This is a genomic window from Paraburkholderia sp. A1RI-2L (assembly GCF_048957375.1).
Taxonomy (GTDB): Bacteria; Pseudomonadota; Gammaproteobacteria; order Burkholderiales; family Burkholderiaceae; genus Paraburkholderia.
The window spans coordinates 788,741-805,104 of record NZ_JARBTA010000002.1 but is presented as its reverse complement, the minus strand read 5'-3'; the positions used below and the strand labels follow the sequence as shown (position 1 = coordinate 805,104).

Annotated in this window: 14 protein-coding genes; 10 read left to right on the top strand and 4 right to left on the bottom strand. The window is 65.9% G+C overall.

All coding sequences use genetic code 11. The features are described 5' to 3' along the window. Nucleotides 1-134 precede the first annotated feature (134 nt). Entirely contained in the window at nt 135-1,493 is a 1,359-nt protein-coding gene (locus PWP93_RS18495; protein ID WP_421026290.1) for a replication initiation protein, read from the top strand. Nucleotides 1,494-1,632: 139 nt separating this feature from the next. Here the strand turns inward: PWP93_RS18495 and PWP93_RS18490 are convergent, their stop codons facing one another. Both PWP93_RS18490 and parA read right to left on the bottom strand, forming a co-directional pair. Then, a complete protein-coding gene (locus tag PWP93_RS18490) occupies nt 1,633-2,694 on the bottom strand; it encodes a ParB/RepB/Spo0J family partition protein (RefSeq protein ID WP_421045441.1) in 1,062 nt (353 codons plus the stop codon). 24 nt (nt 2,695-2,718) lie between these two features. Next, nucleotides 2,719-3,381, bottom strand: a complete 663-nt coding sequence (parA, locus tag PWP93_RS18485) for a ParA family partition ATPase (RefSeq protein ID WP_421045440.1) — start codon at nt 3,379-3,381, stop codon at nt 2,719-2,721. Between the two features lie 686 nt (nt 3,382-4,067). On the opposite strand from parA, the gene arsC reads away from it, so the two are divergent. Beyond that, a complete protein-coding gene (gene arsC / locus PWP93_RS18480) occupies nt 4,068-4,436 on the top strand; it encodes an arsenate reductase (glutaredoxin) (RefSeq protein WP_421045439.1) in 369 nt (122 codons plus the stop codon). A 396-nt stretch (nt 4,437-4,832) separates the two neighbouring features. Then, the gene (locus PWP93_RS18475; protein WP_421045438.1) at nt 4,833-5,387 is read left to right on the top strand and encodes an NADPH-dependent FMN reductase; all 555 of its coding nucleotides are present in this window, start codon (nt 4,833-4,835) and stop codon (nt 5,385-5,387) included. Between the two features lie 59 nt (nt 5,388-5,446). Here PWP93_RS18475 and PWP93_RS18470 read toward each other — a convergent pair whose 3' ends face one another. Together PWP93_RS18470 and PWP93_RS18465 are read right to left on the bottom strand one after the other, a co-directional pair. After that, on the bottom strand, nt 5,447-6,154 hold the full coding sequence (locus PWP93_RS18470; RefSeq protein WP_421045437.1) for a hypothetical protein: 708 nt from the start codon (nt 6,152-6,154) through the stop codon (nt 5,447-5,449). Nucleotides 6,155-6,233: 79 nt separating this feature from the next. Further along, nucleotides 6,234-8,597: a response regulator gene (locus tag PWP93_RS18465; protein WP_421045436.1), complete on the bottom strand. Its 2,364-nt coding sequence runs from the start codon at nt 8,595-8,597 to the stop codon at nt 6,234-6,236. A 525-nt stretch (nt 8,598-9,122) separates the two neighbouring features. On the opposite strand from PWP93_RS18465, the gene PWP93_RS18460 reads away from it, so the two are divergent. From PWP93_RS18460 to PWP93_RS18430, 7 genes are all read left to right on the top strand, one after another. Then, on the top strand, nt 9,123-9,491 hold the full coding sequence (locus PWP93_RS18460) for a response regulator (protein WP_421026283.1): 369 nt from the start codon (nt 9,123-9,125) through the stop codon (nt 9,489-9,491). After that, the gene (locus tag PWP93_RS18455) at nt 9,484-10,101 is read left to right on the top strand and encodes a chemotaxis protein CheC (RefSeq protein WP_421026282.1); all 618 of its coding nucleotides are present in this window, start codon (nt 9,484-9,486) and stop codon (nt 10,099-10,101) included. The genes PWP93_RS18460 and PWP93_RS18455 overlap by 8 nt, the downstream gene beginning before the upstream one ends. A 50-nt stretch (nt 10,102-10,151) precedes the next feature. Then, nucleotides 10,152-11,090, top strand: coding sequence for a sensor domain-containing diguanylate cyclase (locus PWP93_RS18450; protein ID WP_421026281.1), 939 nt, complete (start codon nt 10,152-10,154; stop codon nt 11,088-11,090). A gap of 231 nt (nt 11,091-11,321) precedes the next feature. After that, the gene (gene hpnD, locus PWP93_RS18445; RefSeq protein WP_421045435.1) at nt 11,322-12,173 is read left to right on the top strand and encodes a presqualene diphosphate synthase HpnD; all 852 of its coding nucleotides are present in this window, start codon (nt 11,322-11,324) and stop codon (nt 12,171-12,173) included. 25 nt (nt 12,174-12,198) lie between these two features. Continuing rightward, a complete protein-coding gene (gene hpnE / locus PWP93_RS18440; protein WP_421045434.1) occupies nt 12,199-13,479 on the top strand; it encodes a hydroxysqualene dehydroxylase HpnE in 1,281 nt (426 codons plus the stop codon). Further along, nucleotides 13,479-15,542, top strand: a complete 2,064-nt coding sequence (gene shc / locus PWP93_RS18435; RefSeq protein WP_421045433.1) for a squalene--hopene cyclase — start codon at nt 13,479-13,481, stop codon at nt 15,540-15,542. The genes hpnE and shc overlap by 1 nt, the downstream gene beginning before the upstream one ends. A 104-nt stretch (nt 15,543-15,646) precedes the next feature. Continuing rightward, nucleotides 15,647-16,315: a phosphorylase gene (locus PWP93_RS18430; protein WP_421046110.1), complete on the top strand. Its 669-nt coding sequence runs from the start codon at nt 15,647-15,649 to the stop codon at nt 16,313-16,315. The last annotated feature ends 49 nt before the right edge of the window (nt 16,316-16,364 follow it).

Below are 16,364 nucleotides of genomic sequence, written 5' to 3'. Positions count from 1 at the left end.
TGAGCCTTTCCGGGAGCACTTCGTGGTGAGGCACGTGTCGTGGCGCTGCTTCACCCGCAATGGTGAGGGGGGACCTGTAGACGCGTTTCACCACAGGCGGTATCCTTTCGCGAAATCTCACCTCGACCCGACGCATGGCCACAAAGCGCGTGAAAAAAACCGATGTGGTGAGCCCCAGTTCGGCGGAATTGCGCAAGGCCGTCGAGGCGATCGCGATTCAGCCGAAAAGCGGCAAGATCACCCTGTTGACCCGCAAGCTCTTCAACGTCCTGCTCGCCGTCGCGCAGCAGGCGGACGAGTCTGGCGACACCTATCGAGCGCTCCTGTCCGACATCGTCGCGAACTCGGCGTTCGACTCGAACGACACGGCACTCGTGAAGGAGCATCTGCGGCGCATGGTGTCGGTGCAGGTCGAATGGAGCCAGGGCACCTCGAGCCAGAAGCCGGGCCGCAAGTGGGGCATCTCCACGCTGATTGCGGACGCCGAAATTCTCGAAGATCCGGCCACACGCCGTGTCTGGGTGGAGTTCTCGTTCGCGCCCAAGATCAAGAAGAAGCTACTGGATCCGGTCCAGTATGCCCGGCTCAGCCTGCAATTCCAGAGTCAGTTGCGCAGCAGCGCAGGGCTCGCGCTCTACGAAATCTGCGTGCGCTATCTCACTAATCCGAGCCATCTGACGATGCGCGAAACGTGGGAGTGGTGGCGGCCGATCCTCTCGGGCACGCCCGACACCGAGGCCGGCGACGAAGCCAAGCGCGAGTACAAGTACTTCAAGCGTGATTACCTGCGTCCGGCCATCGCGGAAGTCAACGCGGTCACGAATATTTTTGTCGAGTTGATCGAGCATCGCGAAGGCCGGCGGGTTGCCGAGATCCAGTTTCGCGTGACCGAGCGCAAGCAGCCCATGCTCGCGCTCGACGAGCATCCGAACGTTTTTGACAGCACGCTTGTCGACCGCATGGTCAAGATCGGCATTCCGCTGAAGGAAGCGCAGTCGCTTTACGCCGACAGCGAGGAAAACCGTATTCGTGCGGCGCTCCAGTTGACCGAGCAGCGCATGCGCAGCACGAGTCTGCCGCCTGTGCGCAGCGCCGCAGCGCTGTTCAAGGATGCATTGAAGAAGGGCTACGCGCCGCCGGTCGAGGACTCCGCGGCGGGCGCACCGGCCACGACGCGCGCCGTGGCCGGAAGCGTGGCTGCGGACGACCCGAAGGCCCGGCTGATGGACGAGTACGCGGCCTACCGGCGCAAGGAAGCGCGCGCGCTCTACGACGAGCAGGGCGAGCTCGAGCGTGAGGTTGCGCGCACGTCATTCGAGAACGACGAGTTGCCGGCGCTCGGGGCGCATCTGCGCGATGACTGGCGCCGCCGCGGCCTCGACTCGAAACTGGCCGATACGGCATTCTTCGACTGGCTTGCGCGCAAGACCTGGGGCGAGCCCACCGATGGCGATTTGCTCGCCTTTACGCTGAGCCAGTCGCGCGCGGCTTGAGCGGATAGCGTGCGGTTGCTGGCAGGAGGGCACAGCGCAAGCATTCGCGGTGATCCGGTTCACGCTGGATTTGCGGCGAATTCCCCCCAAAAAAAAGCGGTCTTCACGTTCGTGAAGACCGCTTTTTTGCTTTCTGCGATTACTTCGCTTTCAGCATTTCTTCTATCTGGTGAAGGAGTGCATCGCGCCGATCTTTGGTGAGACCCTTCAAACGAAGTTCGAGTCGATCTTCGCCGTAGGACTTCAGATCGCCCACCGCCACGCCGTCGAGCTTGATCTCCAGACGCTGGGCATAGCGCTGCCGTCCGGCCGGCTTGGGGCTTTCTTGCGGCGCTGCCCGGCCCTTGACGATGTCCGCCACCTGGCGGGTGCTCAGATCGTCGGCAAGAATCCGGTTGATAAGGCGCAGCGTGGCGTCCGTGCCGCGCGCACCGTGATAGCGGCCGACCTGATAAGCCATGTTCGAGCCGAAGCGGTCGGGGCGGGCAACCATTTCGTGCATGACGGCTTCGGGCAACTTGGCGACGGACAGCGCCACGGCTACGGTCGACTCATCAAGGCCGAGGTGGTCGGCGAGTTCCCGCTGGCTCTGGAAATGCTTTTCGTCAATAAACCGCTTCCAGACGATGGCGTTATCGAAGACCGTTTGCGAATCGCGCTGGACGTTGAGATCGTAACCAAGCTTGTAGCTCTCGAGCCCGATGGGCAGATCGACGACGATCGCCTTGACGATCTCCTTGTTGGCTTCCTTGAGCGCCCGCACACGCCGACCACCGTCGCTGACGTAGTAGCTGCCCGGTGCGGCGTAATCGGGAATCACGTGGATGGCCTGCTGCTGCCCCTGCTTGGCGAGATTGACCGCGAGTTCGGCAATCGACGCCTTCAGATAAAAGTGACGCGGATTGAACGGACTCGGCTTGATCGCCTTCAGTGGCAGTTCGATGATTTGGCCGGGACGATATCCGTGCTCGATACGCCACGCACGATATTCCGCGGATTCGTTTTCAGTCGAAGCAGAAGTGGCTTCCTCTGTATTTGCAACCGGCTCCGGCTGGTTTGCGCGGCCGACCGGTTCACGTGCCTTTGGCTTTTCCTGGACGAGGCCGTCGATGGCATTGAGTCGATCGAGCGCCGTGCGCTTTTCGCTGCTCGTCGTGTCAGGCCGTGCCTGAAAACCTTTGGCAAATTGTGAGGGCTTCATTCAAGGTCCTTTATGCGCATAAAGTCAGGGGAGCATCGCCGCGATTTCGTCGGCGCATGCCCGTACTTCGACGGCAGCGAGCCGTGCGCCGCGATCGCTCATCTGCAGGACGGTTTGACCGAGGGCCATGGCCTGCTTGTACGCTTCGCGGGTGGGTATTTGGGTTTTGAGCAAGGGGAAGCCGAGCTCTTCCAGTGCGCGCTTCAGCTCGCGCGTGAGCATGCGCTTCTCTTCTGTCTTGTTCAGCAGGAAGACAGCCTTTAGATCTTCATTCATGACTTGCGCCTGCTGGATCAGCTTGACGAGCCCAACGCTTGACCAATAGTCGGCGGGTGAGGACGAAGTGGGAATAACGGCGATGGAGGCCGCAAGCAGGACCACGCCAGAAACCTTTTCGGTAATTGACGGCGGACAGTCGACGATGATGATGTCGTAGTCGCCGACGAACTTCTTGATCTCGCGGTGGATCTGGCCGCCCGCCTCTGAAAGATTCACCACTGGGAACGGGATGCCGGTTTCGCCATCGGCAGAGGCGCTTGCCCAGTGAACCAGTGTGTTCTGGCCGTCGGCATCGACCACGAGTACACGCTTTCCCTTTTCATGGAATGCTGCGCCGAGATGCATCGCGATCGTGCTCTTGCCGACCCCGCCCTTTTGCTGCGTGACTGCGATTATCTCTGCTGCCAATTGGTTTTCTCCTTTTTGCTAATTCTTTTGGATTTTACCTGGATTAAGTTGCGATTCAACGGCAGTTGTATGATTTTCATCGCATTCGAAGCAGTATTGGCCGTTTGGCCAAGGTTTATGCGCATAAAGGCCGATGCGGTGCCGGCATTTGCCCCGAATGTTGGCTTGATAGGTCCGTGGGAGGATGGCGTGCATGCCGGAAGCAATTCGTGTCGTGTGTCGTCAGCAGGCGGCCTTTATGCGCATAAAGATTGCAGCATCGAGATAGCTACTGGCTGAGTGCCCAATTTCTGTTGCCGTCTGAACCTGGCGAACATGTCTGTGAGCCAGGTTGCATTTCTTCAAAAGGCCGGAGACTTTATGCGCATAAAGGTGCTGGCATGGGCTGCGGTGTCCGTCCGCTCATGTATCGAGTGCCGATCGAATCAGCTCCCGTCGGTTCCTCCAGACGGGTTGTCGCTATGCCATTAAACGGAGCGAAGGTGTCCGACGATCTCCCCGCCTTCTACCCTCGTCATCCAGACCGGTAAAATGAGCCACCCGCGCGAAGCCCGTCCAACGCGGCCGCATTTCTATTTGGCTTGGCCGGTAGAACTCACCCACTCCGAGTAACCGAACCGGTGCCTCGGCTACCCCTCCAATGTCCAATCCATTCAAACCGATCTTCACGTCCTGAACCTGCAGCCATGATCACGATCTACCACAACGCGCGTTGCTCGAAGTCCCGCTCCACATGCGAGTTGGTCTCGACCACGTACAACAAGGCCAATGAACTCGTCGAGGTTGTCGAGTACCTGAAAACCCCGCTTACGGTCGACCAGCTGAAGGCGCTGCATGCCATGCTCGGAGGTCCGCTACTCGACATGGTTCGCACCAACGAAGCGGAATACTCTGCGCTCGGGCTCGATGCCAATAGCGCGACTGATAATCAGTTATACGAAGCAATCGCGAGCCACCCGGTTCTGCTGCAGCGCCCGATCGTCGTGCGTAACGGCCGCGCGGCGATTGGACGTCCGCCGGAAAACATCGCTGTGCTGTTCGATCGAGTTGCATAGGGTTGCTCAGGCAGCGTGACCGTTTTCCTTGCAGCGATCCAGTCGGGCATTACATCGGGCGCACCTTCGTGCCCTTCCAGCCCGGCACCGCATGCGCGCGCGCGGCGGCACCACGAGGCGCCGCCGCGGCGACGGACTCATTGCGCATACTTCGGGGATGCCTCGATCCCGAAACTTGTCCGGCCGGATCGGGCTTCGCGCGGACTTGTCCACAAGGTTGTCCAGAAAATCTGTGGATAAATTTCCGCTCAGCTTGCTTATCCACATTGTCGATAGTGGTCGCACGCTTCATGCTGCCGTCCTTTTGACACACCGAGAATTTTTCTCGCGCCTATGATGGCGTTTCTCTCCCCTGCGCTTCGCGCACAATTTGAGGAAACCAAGGAGGACTCAGAGATGGCCTATCAAATTGCGGTCGTAGTCGGCAGTCTGCGCAAGGATTCGTGGAACCGGCAGCTCGCGCATGCCGTGACATCGCTTGCACCCGTCGATTTTTCATTCGAGTTTCTCGACATCGGCGTATTGCCGCTCTACAGCCAGGACTACGACGCCGATTTCCCCGAGGTCGCGCGTCAGTTCAAGCAAAAGATCGAGGCGGCCGATGCGCTGCTCTTCGTGACGCCCGAGTACAACCGGTCGATACCCGGGGTGCTGAAGAACGCTATCGACTGGGGCTCGCGCCCGTGGGGCAAAAATTCGTGGACCGGCAAGCCGGCCGCGGTGCTCGGCACATCGCCGGGGGCCGTTGGCACGGCGCTTTCCCAGGCGCATTTGCGTAATGTGCTCGCGTATCTCGATGTGCCGACGCTCGGCCAGCCCGAGATGTTCATCAAGCACGATGCAACACGGATCAACGAAAAAGGCGAAATTATGAACGACGATACGCGCAAGTTCCTGCAAACGTTCGTCGACCGCTATGCCGAGTGGGTCAAGCGTCAATTGGGCCGTTAAGCCACGTCACCTGGCCTGACGGGGCGCGGCGGCAACTCGCCGCCGCGCCCGATCGCCCCTCAATGAAGTGTCGGAGGCTGCCCGGTCACGGGCCGATCCGGCGCATCGGACGCCCGGTGGTCGTGCGAGTCCTCTTCGTACTCGATGAACTCGTCGGGAATGCGTGGCGCGGCGGCCTCCGCGGGTTGCGTCGCCCGAGCGGCGGCGGGCGCGCCCATCACCGCACCGGCGCCCGGCGCGCTTGCCGATGTGAGCACGGTGGCTTCAGCGTCGTTCATCGGCCGCGATGGCTGCACCGTGTCGCTGGCGGCGCCTGCATTATCGTCGGCGGCCTGCTCCAGGCGGCGGCGCATCGCCTCGGCCAGATTCGCGAGGCCAAGTTCGTCGAGGGCGGAGTGCTCGCGCGCGACCGGGTCGGCGTCCGTCGCGGGCCAAGTCCAGTTGCCGCCGCGCACGGCGACTTCGAGTGCATCGTTGCCGCGCAGCGTGTTGCTGGCGAGATCCGCGTGGGCTTCGTCGGCGACGCGCACGCCGATCAGCACATTGCCCGATGGCGCGACGGGTTCGGGCGATGCGCCGGGGTTCGCGCGTCCGTCTCCGGTAGAAGAGAAGAAGCTCGACACGAGCCGCTCGATGCCGGCCAGCACACCTGACTCGTGTACGGGCAATTCGATGTCGCTGGCAGAAAATCCGCATTGCAGCAGCGCTTCTTGCGCATGCCGCGCTTTGTCGTAGGTCTCGAAGAGACCGGTCACGGTCTGTTTCATGGCTTGATCCTCCTGTAGCCGTTTCCACGTGCCGCATGACCCATGACGCAATCCGCGTGCCGGGCGTATCTATTCCGACCTACAGCGTCGCGTCCCGTTCCCGCCGCGCGCGCGTCTGGCGCTCAAGCTGGATGGCTTCCAGCATCTTCTCCAGCAATGCGATGTCGAAGGGCTTCGAGAGCACGCGCGCGTCCACGCCGCGCGTGCGCTCGAGCTCTTCCGCGTAACCGGTGACGAGGATCACCGGCAGCCCCGGCTCGCGTGCCTGTAGCGCCTCGGCGAGATCGATGCCGTTCATCGTGCCGGGCATGTGGATGTCCGAGAGCACCAGGTCGAAGCGCGGCGCATCGTCGTCGCTCGCACGCGCGGCGCGGGCCGCATCCACGAATTCCAGTGCGCTCGGCGCGTCGTTCGCGCAGGTCACGTGATGGCCCATCATCTGCAGCAGCGCCTCGGTGCCCGCCGCGACTTCGTCGTTGTCCTCGACGAGCAGCACGCGCAGCCCTTGCGGCGGATTCGCGCTGTGTTCGCGCGGCTCGGTTTCGCGCTGCGCGGCCGGCGCGGCGCTCGCGCGCGGCAGATAAAGATGCACCGAGGTGCCCGCGCCAATCGCACTGTCGATCGCGGCGAGCCCGCCCGAGCGCTCGCAGAATGCGAACACCTGCGGCAGCCCGAGGCCCGTGCCCATGCCCTTGGGCTTGGTGGTGTAGAGCGGTTCGAAGGCGCGCGCGAGCACGTCGGGCGACATGCCCACGCCCGTGTCCTCCAGCGAGACGTGCACGAATTCGCCGTCGAGCGGGAAGCCCTCGCCGGGCCGGAACGCGATATTGCGCGCCCGCACGGTGAAGCGTCCGCCGTTGGGCATGGCGTCGCGCGCATTGACCGCGAGATTGATGAGCGCGAGCTCGAATTCGGCGACGTCCACGAGCACGGTCCACACGGCCTCGTCGACGTCCATGACGAGCGCGACCTTCGCGCCGAGCGAGGCGCGCAGCAGTTCGCGCGACGCGGGCAGCCAGCGGCCGACCGAAATCGTTTCGTTGCGCAGCGGCTGCTTGCGCGCGACGCCGAGCAACTGGCGCGTGAGCGACTGCCCGCTCTTGAGCGCGCGCTCGACGGCAGAGAGTTCGCGCTCGAAGCCCGTCACGCCGCGCCGTCGCGCGATCTGCACGTTGGCCGAGACGATCATCAGCAGATTGTTGAAGTCGTGCGCGACGCTGCCCACGAGATTGCCGAGCGCTTCCATCTTGCGCGACTGCCGGTAGGCCGATTCGATCGAGCGGCGCATCGCGGCTTCGGCCTGCCAGCGCTCCCAGGCCTCCTCCTCGGCGGCGAGGCGGCGCAGCGAGAGCCAGATCACGCACCACAGCGCGATTGACGGCGTGAACATCGAGATGATCAGCACGCTCAGGTGCCGGTACCACGCGGACCAGATCGCCGAGGTGCGGTAGAAACAGGCGACGTAGACCGGATACGCGCCCACGCGCCGGAACGCGACGATCGCGTTGTCGCCGATCAGCTGCGAATGCATGCGCACGACGCCCGATTCCTGGCCGTGCGCGAGCGCGGCGGCGAACGGCGAGCCCGGCGCGACGGTGGCCGGCGCTTTCGTGCCGCCAGCGCTGCTGAATGTAGTCGAGCTGGCAGCCCGAGGCGTGGCGCTCGCCGCGCTCGTGGCGCCCCTGGCACGGGCGGCTCGCGCGCCGGGTGGCGGCTCGAAGGCGAGAACGGCGCCGTCGCTGCGCACGAGGCCGAGCGCCATCGGCGAGTCGTCGCCTAGCAGCTCGTTGTAGAACTTGTCGAAATAGCCTGGCCGCAGCGCGACCGACACCAGTCCGGCGAACGCGCCCGCGGCGTCGTGGCGCGCGATGCCGGTGTTGAACACCGTTTCGCCGCTCACCTGGCCCTGCATGACGCGCGAGACGTGGTCGAGCATGCGGCCGGCGCGGATGCCCACGAAGTCCTCGCGCGTGGCTATCGAGACGGACGGTGGCGGCGAGTAGCGGCTGCTCGCGAGCAATTCGCCGTCGCGGCCGAAGATCGACACGGCGGCTACCTGCGGATAGCCGCCGCCGATGCTGTCGAGTTTCTCGTGGATCTGCGCTTCGTTCGCGCGGATGCCGTTGTCGTCGAGGTCCTCCACGCCGTCCACGATGCGCGCGTCGAGCGCATCGTTCATGTCGAACACTTTGAGCGCGTGCTCTTCGGCTACGCGCACGGTGCGCAGCGTGGCGTCGGTGGCGTCGGCGTCGCGCGTGCGCAGGTCGTTCCAGGCCATCGTGGCGACGTAGACGCAGGGCAGCACGATCGCCGCGATCAGCAGCGCGATCAGCGTGCGGCGGCGCACCGTAAAGTCATGGCTGGGCGCAGCCGGGAACGGCGCTTCCTCGGCGCGCGGTGGCGGCGTGCGGTCGTCGGGCCCTGAGGGCCGGTCGGGATTCATCGTAGAGATAAGGCTGAAGGCGGCGGCGGAGCGTTGAGCATGGCTATCGACATGATAAACGACCGGGGTTGCGCTTCGGTTCGCGCGGGCGTATCGTGCGCCGCCGCGAGGCACGCGAATCGTGCGCGAACATCGGTGCGCTCGAGGCATTCCTCGCCGGTTCCGTTGATTGCGCGACATTTCACGTAGCGCAAACGTACACAAAAGGATAATCGAGGGTCTTTAATGCGAACGCGGATTGTTTATTTTCGAAAAGGTCCCAAAATGGGTGGTTTTTGTTCGTCTAATGATTATCGGCGAGTTGCATTTGGTCCGATTTGCTTCGAGAATCGCGACCACGATTAATCTCGTGCACGCGCGCAGGCGTTGCATGCCGCGCAATATGCCGTGTTTTTCGGGGCGCTTCGCGTCCGCGCATTCCATGCGACACGCATAAATATTCCTCCACTCGCTAAAGAATTCGCGCTCGCGGCCGTTAATACGCTTTAACGCATTCCGTTCAACGCCCACTCAATTCGCATAACCATGTCTTTGCCCATCGTGATCGCCGACGATTCGCTGCTGGCCCGCAAGGTGCTCACGAAGGCGCTGCCCGAAGACTGGGATGTCGAAATTACCTACGCGTCGAACGGACAGGACGCGCTGGCGCTCTACCGCGCCGGCCGTGCGCCGGTCATGTTTCTCGACCTCACGATGCCCGGCATGACGGGCTTCCAGGTGCTCGAAGCCATGCAGCACGAGGACCTGAACACATTCGTGATCGTGGTTTCCGCCGATGTCCAGCCGCGCGCCCAGGAGCGCGCGCTCGCGCTCGGCGCGATGGCGTTCGTGCCGAAGCCGGTTACGCAGAAAGCGCTGCTGCCCATCCTCAGGGAGTACGGGTTGTATGCCTGATCAAGTGTTCACGGAAATGCAGCGCGACGCGCTCCAGGAGATCGCCAATCTCGGCATGGGCCAGGCTGCAACGCGCCTGTCGGGGCTCCTCGACGCGTTCATCGAACTCTCGGTGCCGCGCGTGCGCGTGGTCGCCGTGAGCGAGGCCGCGCAGGCGCTGCGTGAGATGACCGGCATCGACGGTCCGGTCACGGCGGTGCGCCAGGGTTTTCGCTCCGAGATCAAGGGCGAGGCGCTCGTGATCTGCCGCAGCGGCGAGATCGACGAGCTGGGCGCGCTGGTCGGCGGTCCGCCATCCGCGCGCGACGTGCTCACCGGGCAGGAGCTCATCTTCGACGTGGCCAACGTGCTCTGCGGCGCGTGCGTTTCGTCGATGCTCGACCAGCTCGGGCGCATGCCCGTGTTCTCGCAGCCGGGGCTGCTCGGCCTGGCCATCATGCTCGACGAGGTGTTCCAGCCCGGCATGCTCGCCTGGGATCTCGCGCTGCTCGTGGAGGTCAATTTCGCGCTCGAAGATCAACGCTTTCGCGCGCATCTCGTCATGCTGATGGCCGAGGAATCGATCCACCGCGTGAGCCGCGCCATTGACGCCCTGCTGCTAAGCCTATGAGCACGCGCGACCTGTCCGTCCCGGCGACGGCCCCGGTCCCGGCGGCGGCGATGCCGTCGCTCTCCGATCTCGTGGTGGAGCGTGTGGGCTTCGGCATCTTCGTGCTCGACCGCGACCTGAACGTGCTGATGTGGAACCGCTTCATGCAGGACCACAGCGGCGTGACGGCGGCCGACGTGATCGGCCGTTGCGTCTTCGAGCACTTTCCCGAGTTGCCGCGCGCGTGGCTCGCGCGCAAGGTCGAGAGCGTGTTCCAGCTCGGCAGCTTCGCGTTCAGCTCCTGGGAGCAGCGGCCCTGGCTGTTCCGCTTCGATCACGACCGCCCCATCACGGGCGGCGTGGACTACATGCAGCAGGACTGCACCTTCATGCCGCTCATGCAGGAGCGCGAGGTGATCGCCGTGTGCGTGACCATTTCCGACGTCACGCACGTGAGCGTCATGCAGCGCGAGCGCGAGGACGCAGTGGCGAAGCTGCGCGAATACGCCGACCGCGACGGCCTCACGGGCATCGCGAACCGGCGCTATTTCGAGGCGCGGCTCGCCGACGAATTCGCGCGCTGGCAGCGCTACGGCGGCGAGATGTCGGTGCTGCTGTTCGATCTGGACCACTTCAAGAAGATTAACGACGAATTCGGCCATGTCGCCGGCGACACCGTGCTGCGCGCCATGGCGCAGCGCGTGGCCCAGGTGGTGCGCAAGCAGGACGTGTTCGGGCGCTTCGGTGGCGAGGAGTTCGCGCTGCTGCTGCCGTGCACGCCGCTTGCCGACGCATTGCGCGTCGCCGAAAAGATTCGTCACACGATCAGCGATGTGCCCGTGAAGGTGGAGGGCATGGTCGTGTCCGTCACGGCGAGCGTGGGCGCCGCCGCCGCACGGCCCGGCGCGACCGGTTACGAAGTCATGATCAACGAGGCCGATGCGGCCCTCTACAGCGCCAAGCGCGAGGGGCGCAATCGCTCCGTCGCGTGGGAGCACGCAATTTCCTGAGCTTTGGCCGCAGGGTCTGGCCCCCTTTCCGGTATTGGCGCTTTCCTCACTGGTCGCGCCTGCGGCGGCGAGTAAAGATTGCTATACTTTTGGCCGTTTCCGGCCGTGAACCCTGAATGGCGTTCCGATAGGGCCGGTGCCTCGCGCGTGTCCGCGCGCGCGGGCGACCCGCGACAGGCGGGCCCGAATATCTGAAAAGCCCCGCCGGGGGCGCCCCCAGCGGAGATCGTCTTGGCCGTTTCCAACCTCGTCGTGGACGATACACAGCAAACCGACGCCGCCGCCGCTTCGTCGGGCAGTTCGTTTTATCTGGCAATGCGGATTCTGCCGCCAGCGCAGCGCGACGCCATGTATCAGGTCTACGCCTTCTGCCGCGCAGTCGACGACATCGCGGACAGCGACCTGCCGCGCGCCGAGCGTGCGGCGGGGCTCGACCAATGGCGCGCCGACATCGACGCGTGCTACGCCGGCACGCCGCGCGACTCGCTCGCGGCGCTCACGCGCCATATCCATACGTTCGGGCTCGCGCGCGAGGACTTCCACGCGATGATCGACGGCATGGCCATGGACGCCGCCGAGGACATCTGCGCGCCCGACGAAGCCACGCTCGACCTCTATTGCGACCGCGTGGCGAGCGCGGCGGGCCGCCTTTCGGTGAAGATCTTCGGCATGGCCGACGAGCCTGGCCACCTGCTCTCGCATCACCTCGGGCGCGCCTTGCAGCTCACGAACATTCTGCGCGACATCGACGAGGACGCGGACATCAACCGCTGCTACCTGCCGCGCGAGCTGCTCGCGCGCGAGGGCATCGCGACGTCGAATCCGCGTGAGATCGCCGCCGATCCTTCGCTGCCGCGCGTCTGCGCGACGCTCGTGCAGCGCGCGCTCGCCCATTTCGCCGAAGCCGACGCGATCATGGACCGCACGCCGCGCGTGCAGGTGAAGGCGCCGCGCATCATGTCGGGCGTGTACCGCGTGCTGCTCGAGTGCACTGTCGAGCGCGGCTTCGATCTGCCGCGCACCAAGGTCGTCAAGCCGCGCGCGCGGCTCATGTGGATCGTCGCGCGCTACGCGCTGTTTTAGGGTCTGCTTACCTATGAGCATGCGAATGCCACGGCTCGTCCACGTGATCGGCGCCGGGCTCGCGGGCCTCGCCGCAGCGATCCGGCTCCAGCGGCACGGGGTCCAGGTCGCGCTGCACGAGGCCGCCTCCCAGGCCGGTGGACGATGCCGCTCGTACTACGACCGCACGCTCGCGCTTACGCTCGATAGCGGCAATCATCTCGTGCTGGCGGGCCATGAGGCCACGCTCGACTACGTGCGCACTATCGGTGCCGCCGACGAGCTCACGGGTCCGGGCGAGTCGGCCTTCGCATTCATGGATCTCGCGGCGTGCTCGCGCTGGAGCGTGCGTTTTTCGCGTTCGCGCGTGCCGTTCTGGATCGGCGACGCCCATGCGCGCGTGCCGGGCACCAAGGTGTCGGACTATCTCGCGCTGCTGCCGCTCCTGTTCGCGAAGCCCGGCCGCACGATGGCGCAGACCATGCGCTGCGACGGCCTGCTCTGGGACCGCCTGCTGCGCCCGCTGTTTCTCGCGGCGCTCAACGTCGAGCCGCGCGAGGCCAGCGCCGAGCTCGCGGCCACGTTGCTGCGCGAGGTGCTGTCCGCCGGCGGCGAGGCATTCCGGCCGCTGATGGCGCGCAATGGCTTGTCGAGCGCGTTCGTCGATCCGGCGCTGCGCATGCTCCAGCATGGCGGCGCGGCGATCCGGCTCGATGCGCCGTTAAAGGAGATCGTGTACGACGACGCGGCGAGCCGCATCGTCGCGCTCGATTTCGAGAGTGGCTGCGTCCCGCTGGGCGAGGACGAAGCGGTCGTGCTGGCCGTGCCGGCCCCCGATGCCGCCGCGCTCGTGCCCGCGCTGCAGACGCCGCAGCGCCACACGGCTGCCATCACGCTGCACTTCGCCGTGGAACCGCCGCCCGGCATGGCCACGCCGATGGCGCTCGTGAACGGCACGGCCGAATGGCTGTTCGCGGGTGCGGGCCGCATTTCCGCCACGATCCACGATGCCGTGGCCTTCGGCATGTCCAATACGCTCGACGCGCTGGCGCCCGAAGACCTCGCGCGGCGCGTCTGGGCCGATGTGGCGCAAGCCGCATCGCTGCCGGCGCAGCCGCTGCCCGCCTGGCAGCTCGCGCGCGAAGCCCGCGCGGGCTTCGCCGCCGTGCCGCAAGAAGAACTGCGCCGCCCGGCGGCGCGCACCCGCTGGACCAACTTGACGCTCGCCGGTGACTGGACTGCAACCGGCCTGCCCGCCACGATCGAAGGAGCGATCCGCTCAGGCCGCAAGGCCGCGGACCTGCTTTTAGAGACCAGGATGTATTGATGAACGATCTTTCAGAGGCCATGCCGGCCGACGACCTCGCGAACGCGCCGGGCGTCGCCACGCCGGGCGTCGCCATGCTCGACGTAGCGACCCCCCACGCATCCGCGCCTGCCGCCGGCGCAGACGTTGCCGTGATCGACGCACTCGCCGCCGCGGTCACGCGTGCGACCGACGCGATCCTTGCCGACCAGCGCGCCGACGGCCACTGGGTCTACGAGCTCGAAGCCGACGCCACGATTCCAGCCGAATACGTGCTGCTCGTGCACTATCTGGGCGAGGAGGCGAACCTCGAGCTCGAAGCGAAGATCGCGCGCTACCTGCGCCGCATCCAGCTGCCCGGCGGCGGCTGGCCGCTCTTCGCCGAAGGCGAGATGGACGTGAGCGCGACCATCAAGGCTTATTTCGCACTCAAGATGATTGGCGATGCCGAAGACGCCGATCACATGGTGCGCGCACGCGAGGCGATCCTCGCGGCGGGCGGCGCGGAAAAGGCCAACGTGTTCACGCGCATCCTGCTCGCGCTCTACGGCGTGGTCAGCTGGTACGCGACGCCGATGATGCCGGTCGAGATCATGCTGTTGCCGCAGTGGTTCCCGTTCCATCTCACCAAGGTCTCGTACTGGGCGCGCACGGTGATCGTGCCGCTACTCGTGCTCGGCGCGAAGCGGCCGGTCGCGAAGAACCCGCGCGGCGTGCGCATCGACGAGCTGTTCCGCGGCGCGCCCGTCACCACGGGCCTGAACGAGCGCTCGCCGCACCAGAGCAAGGGCTGGTTCGGCTTCTTTCGCGCCGTGGACGGCGTGCTGCGCATCACCGATCCGCTGTTCCCGAACTATCTGCGCCAGCGCGCGATCGACGCGGCGGTGGCCTTCGTCGACGAACGCCTGAACGGCGAGGACGGGCTCGGCGCGATCTTCCCCGCGATGGCCAACGCCGTGATGATGTACGAGGTGCTCGGCTACCCCGCCGATCATCCGCACCGCGCGATCGCGCGCCAGTCGGTCGAAAAGCTCGTGACCATCCACGCCGAGGAAGCGTACGTCCAGCCGTGCCTCTCGCCGGTGTGGGACACCTCGCTCGCCGCGCACGCGCTCATCGAAACCGGCGACGCGCGCGCGCACGAAGCGGCGCGGCGCGGCCTCGAATGGCTGCGCCCGCTGCAGATTCTCGACGTGCGCGGCGACTGGATCTCGCGCCGCGCCGCCACGCGTCCGGGCGGCTGGGCGTTCCAGTACGCGAACCCGCACTACCCCGACGTCGACGATACGGCCGTGGTCGTGGCCGCGATGCGCCGCGTGGACCAGATCGACCAGACCCACGCCTACGAGGAAGCCATCGCGCGCGGGCGCGAATGGGTGGTCGGCATGCAGAGCGGAAATGGCGGCTGGGGCGCGTTCGAGCCGGAAAACACGCACGAGTACCTGAACAGCATTCCGTTCTCGGATCACGGCGCGCTGCTCGATCCGCCGACGGCCGACGTCTCGGGCCGCTGCCTCTCGATGCTCGCGCAGCTCGGCGAATTGCCCGCGACGAGCGAGCCGGCGCAGCGCGCCTTCAACTACCTCCTCGCCGAGCAGGAAGCCGACGGCAGCTGGTATGGCCGCTGGGGCATGAACTATATCTACGGCACCTGGACGGCGCTGTGCGCGCTGAACGCCGCGGCCCTCGCGCACACCGATTCGCGCATGAAGCGCGCGGCGCAGTGGCTCGTCGGCATCCAGAACGACGACGGCGGCTGGGGCGAGGACGGCACCAGCTACAAGCTCGAATACCGCGGCTACGAGCGCGCGCCGAGCACCGCGTCGCAAACGGCGTGGGCGCTGCTCGGCCTGATGGCGGCGGGCGAGGTGAACCATCCGGCCGTCGCGCGCGGAGTGGCGTGGCTGCAGGCCACGCAGCGCGAGCACGGCTTGTGGGACGAAACGCGCTTCACGGCCACGGGCTTTCCGCGCGTGTTCTATCTGCGCTACCACGGCTACCGCAAGTTCTTCCCGCTGTGGGCGCTGGCGCGCTACCGCAACCTCAAGCGCGACGGCGCCACGCACGTCACGGCCGGTTTGTGACGACGGCCGTGGAACTTGCAACCGCCATCACCGCAGCGCGCGTGCAACGCACGAAAAGCACGAATGGCACGCCAGCCTCGCTGCCCGTGATCGCCGTGACCGGCATGGCCTTCGAGGCAAGCATCGCGGCGGGCAAGGGCGGCGACGGCATTGCGGCGGTCTACGCCGCGCGCGCCGATCTGCTCGAACGCGCGCTCGCGGCGGCGCTCGATCGCGGCGCAGCGGGCGTGATCAGCTTCGGCACGGCGGGCGGCCTCGGGCCGGATCTCGAACCGGGCACGCTCATCATTGCCGACGCCGTGGACGGTCCGCTCGGCCGCATCGCCTGCGATGCGGCGTGGAGCAAGCGCATGGCGGCGGCGCTGCTCGACTCGCCGCTGGCCGCGCGCATGCGGCGCGGCGTGGAGGCCGCCGTGTCAGCGCCGCTCACCGGCGCGGCGGACAAAGCGGCGCTGCACCGGTCGAGCGGCGGCGCGCTCGCTGTCGACATGGAGTCGCATCTGGCTGCGGCTGCCGCCGCGGCACGCGGCCTGCCGTTCGCGGTCTGCCGTGCGGTGGTGGATCCGGCCTGGCGCAGCCTGCCGAAGGCCGCGATGGCCGGCTTGCGCGACGACGGCTCCACGGCCGTTCTGCCGATTCTGCGCGAACTCGCGCGCGATCCCCTGCAGCTGGGCGGCCTGCTGCGCGTGGCCGCTGACGCCGGCGCGGCGCGCAAGACGCTTACGGCGGCGCGGCGCGTGCTGACGGCCTCGGGCGCGTTTTTTCCGGGGTGAGTTGGCTGCTGGGCGGTGCGGGCATCGGATGACCGGGGGACTGGAGAAG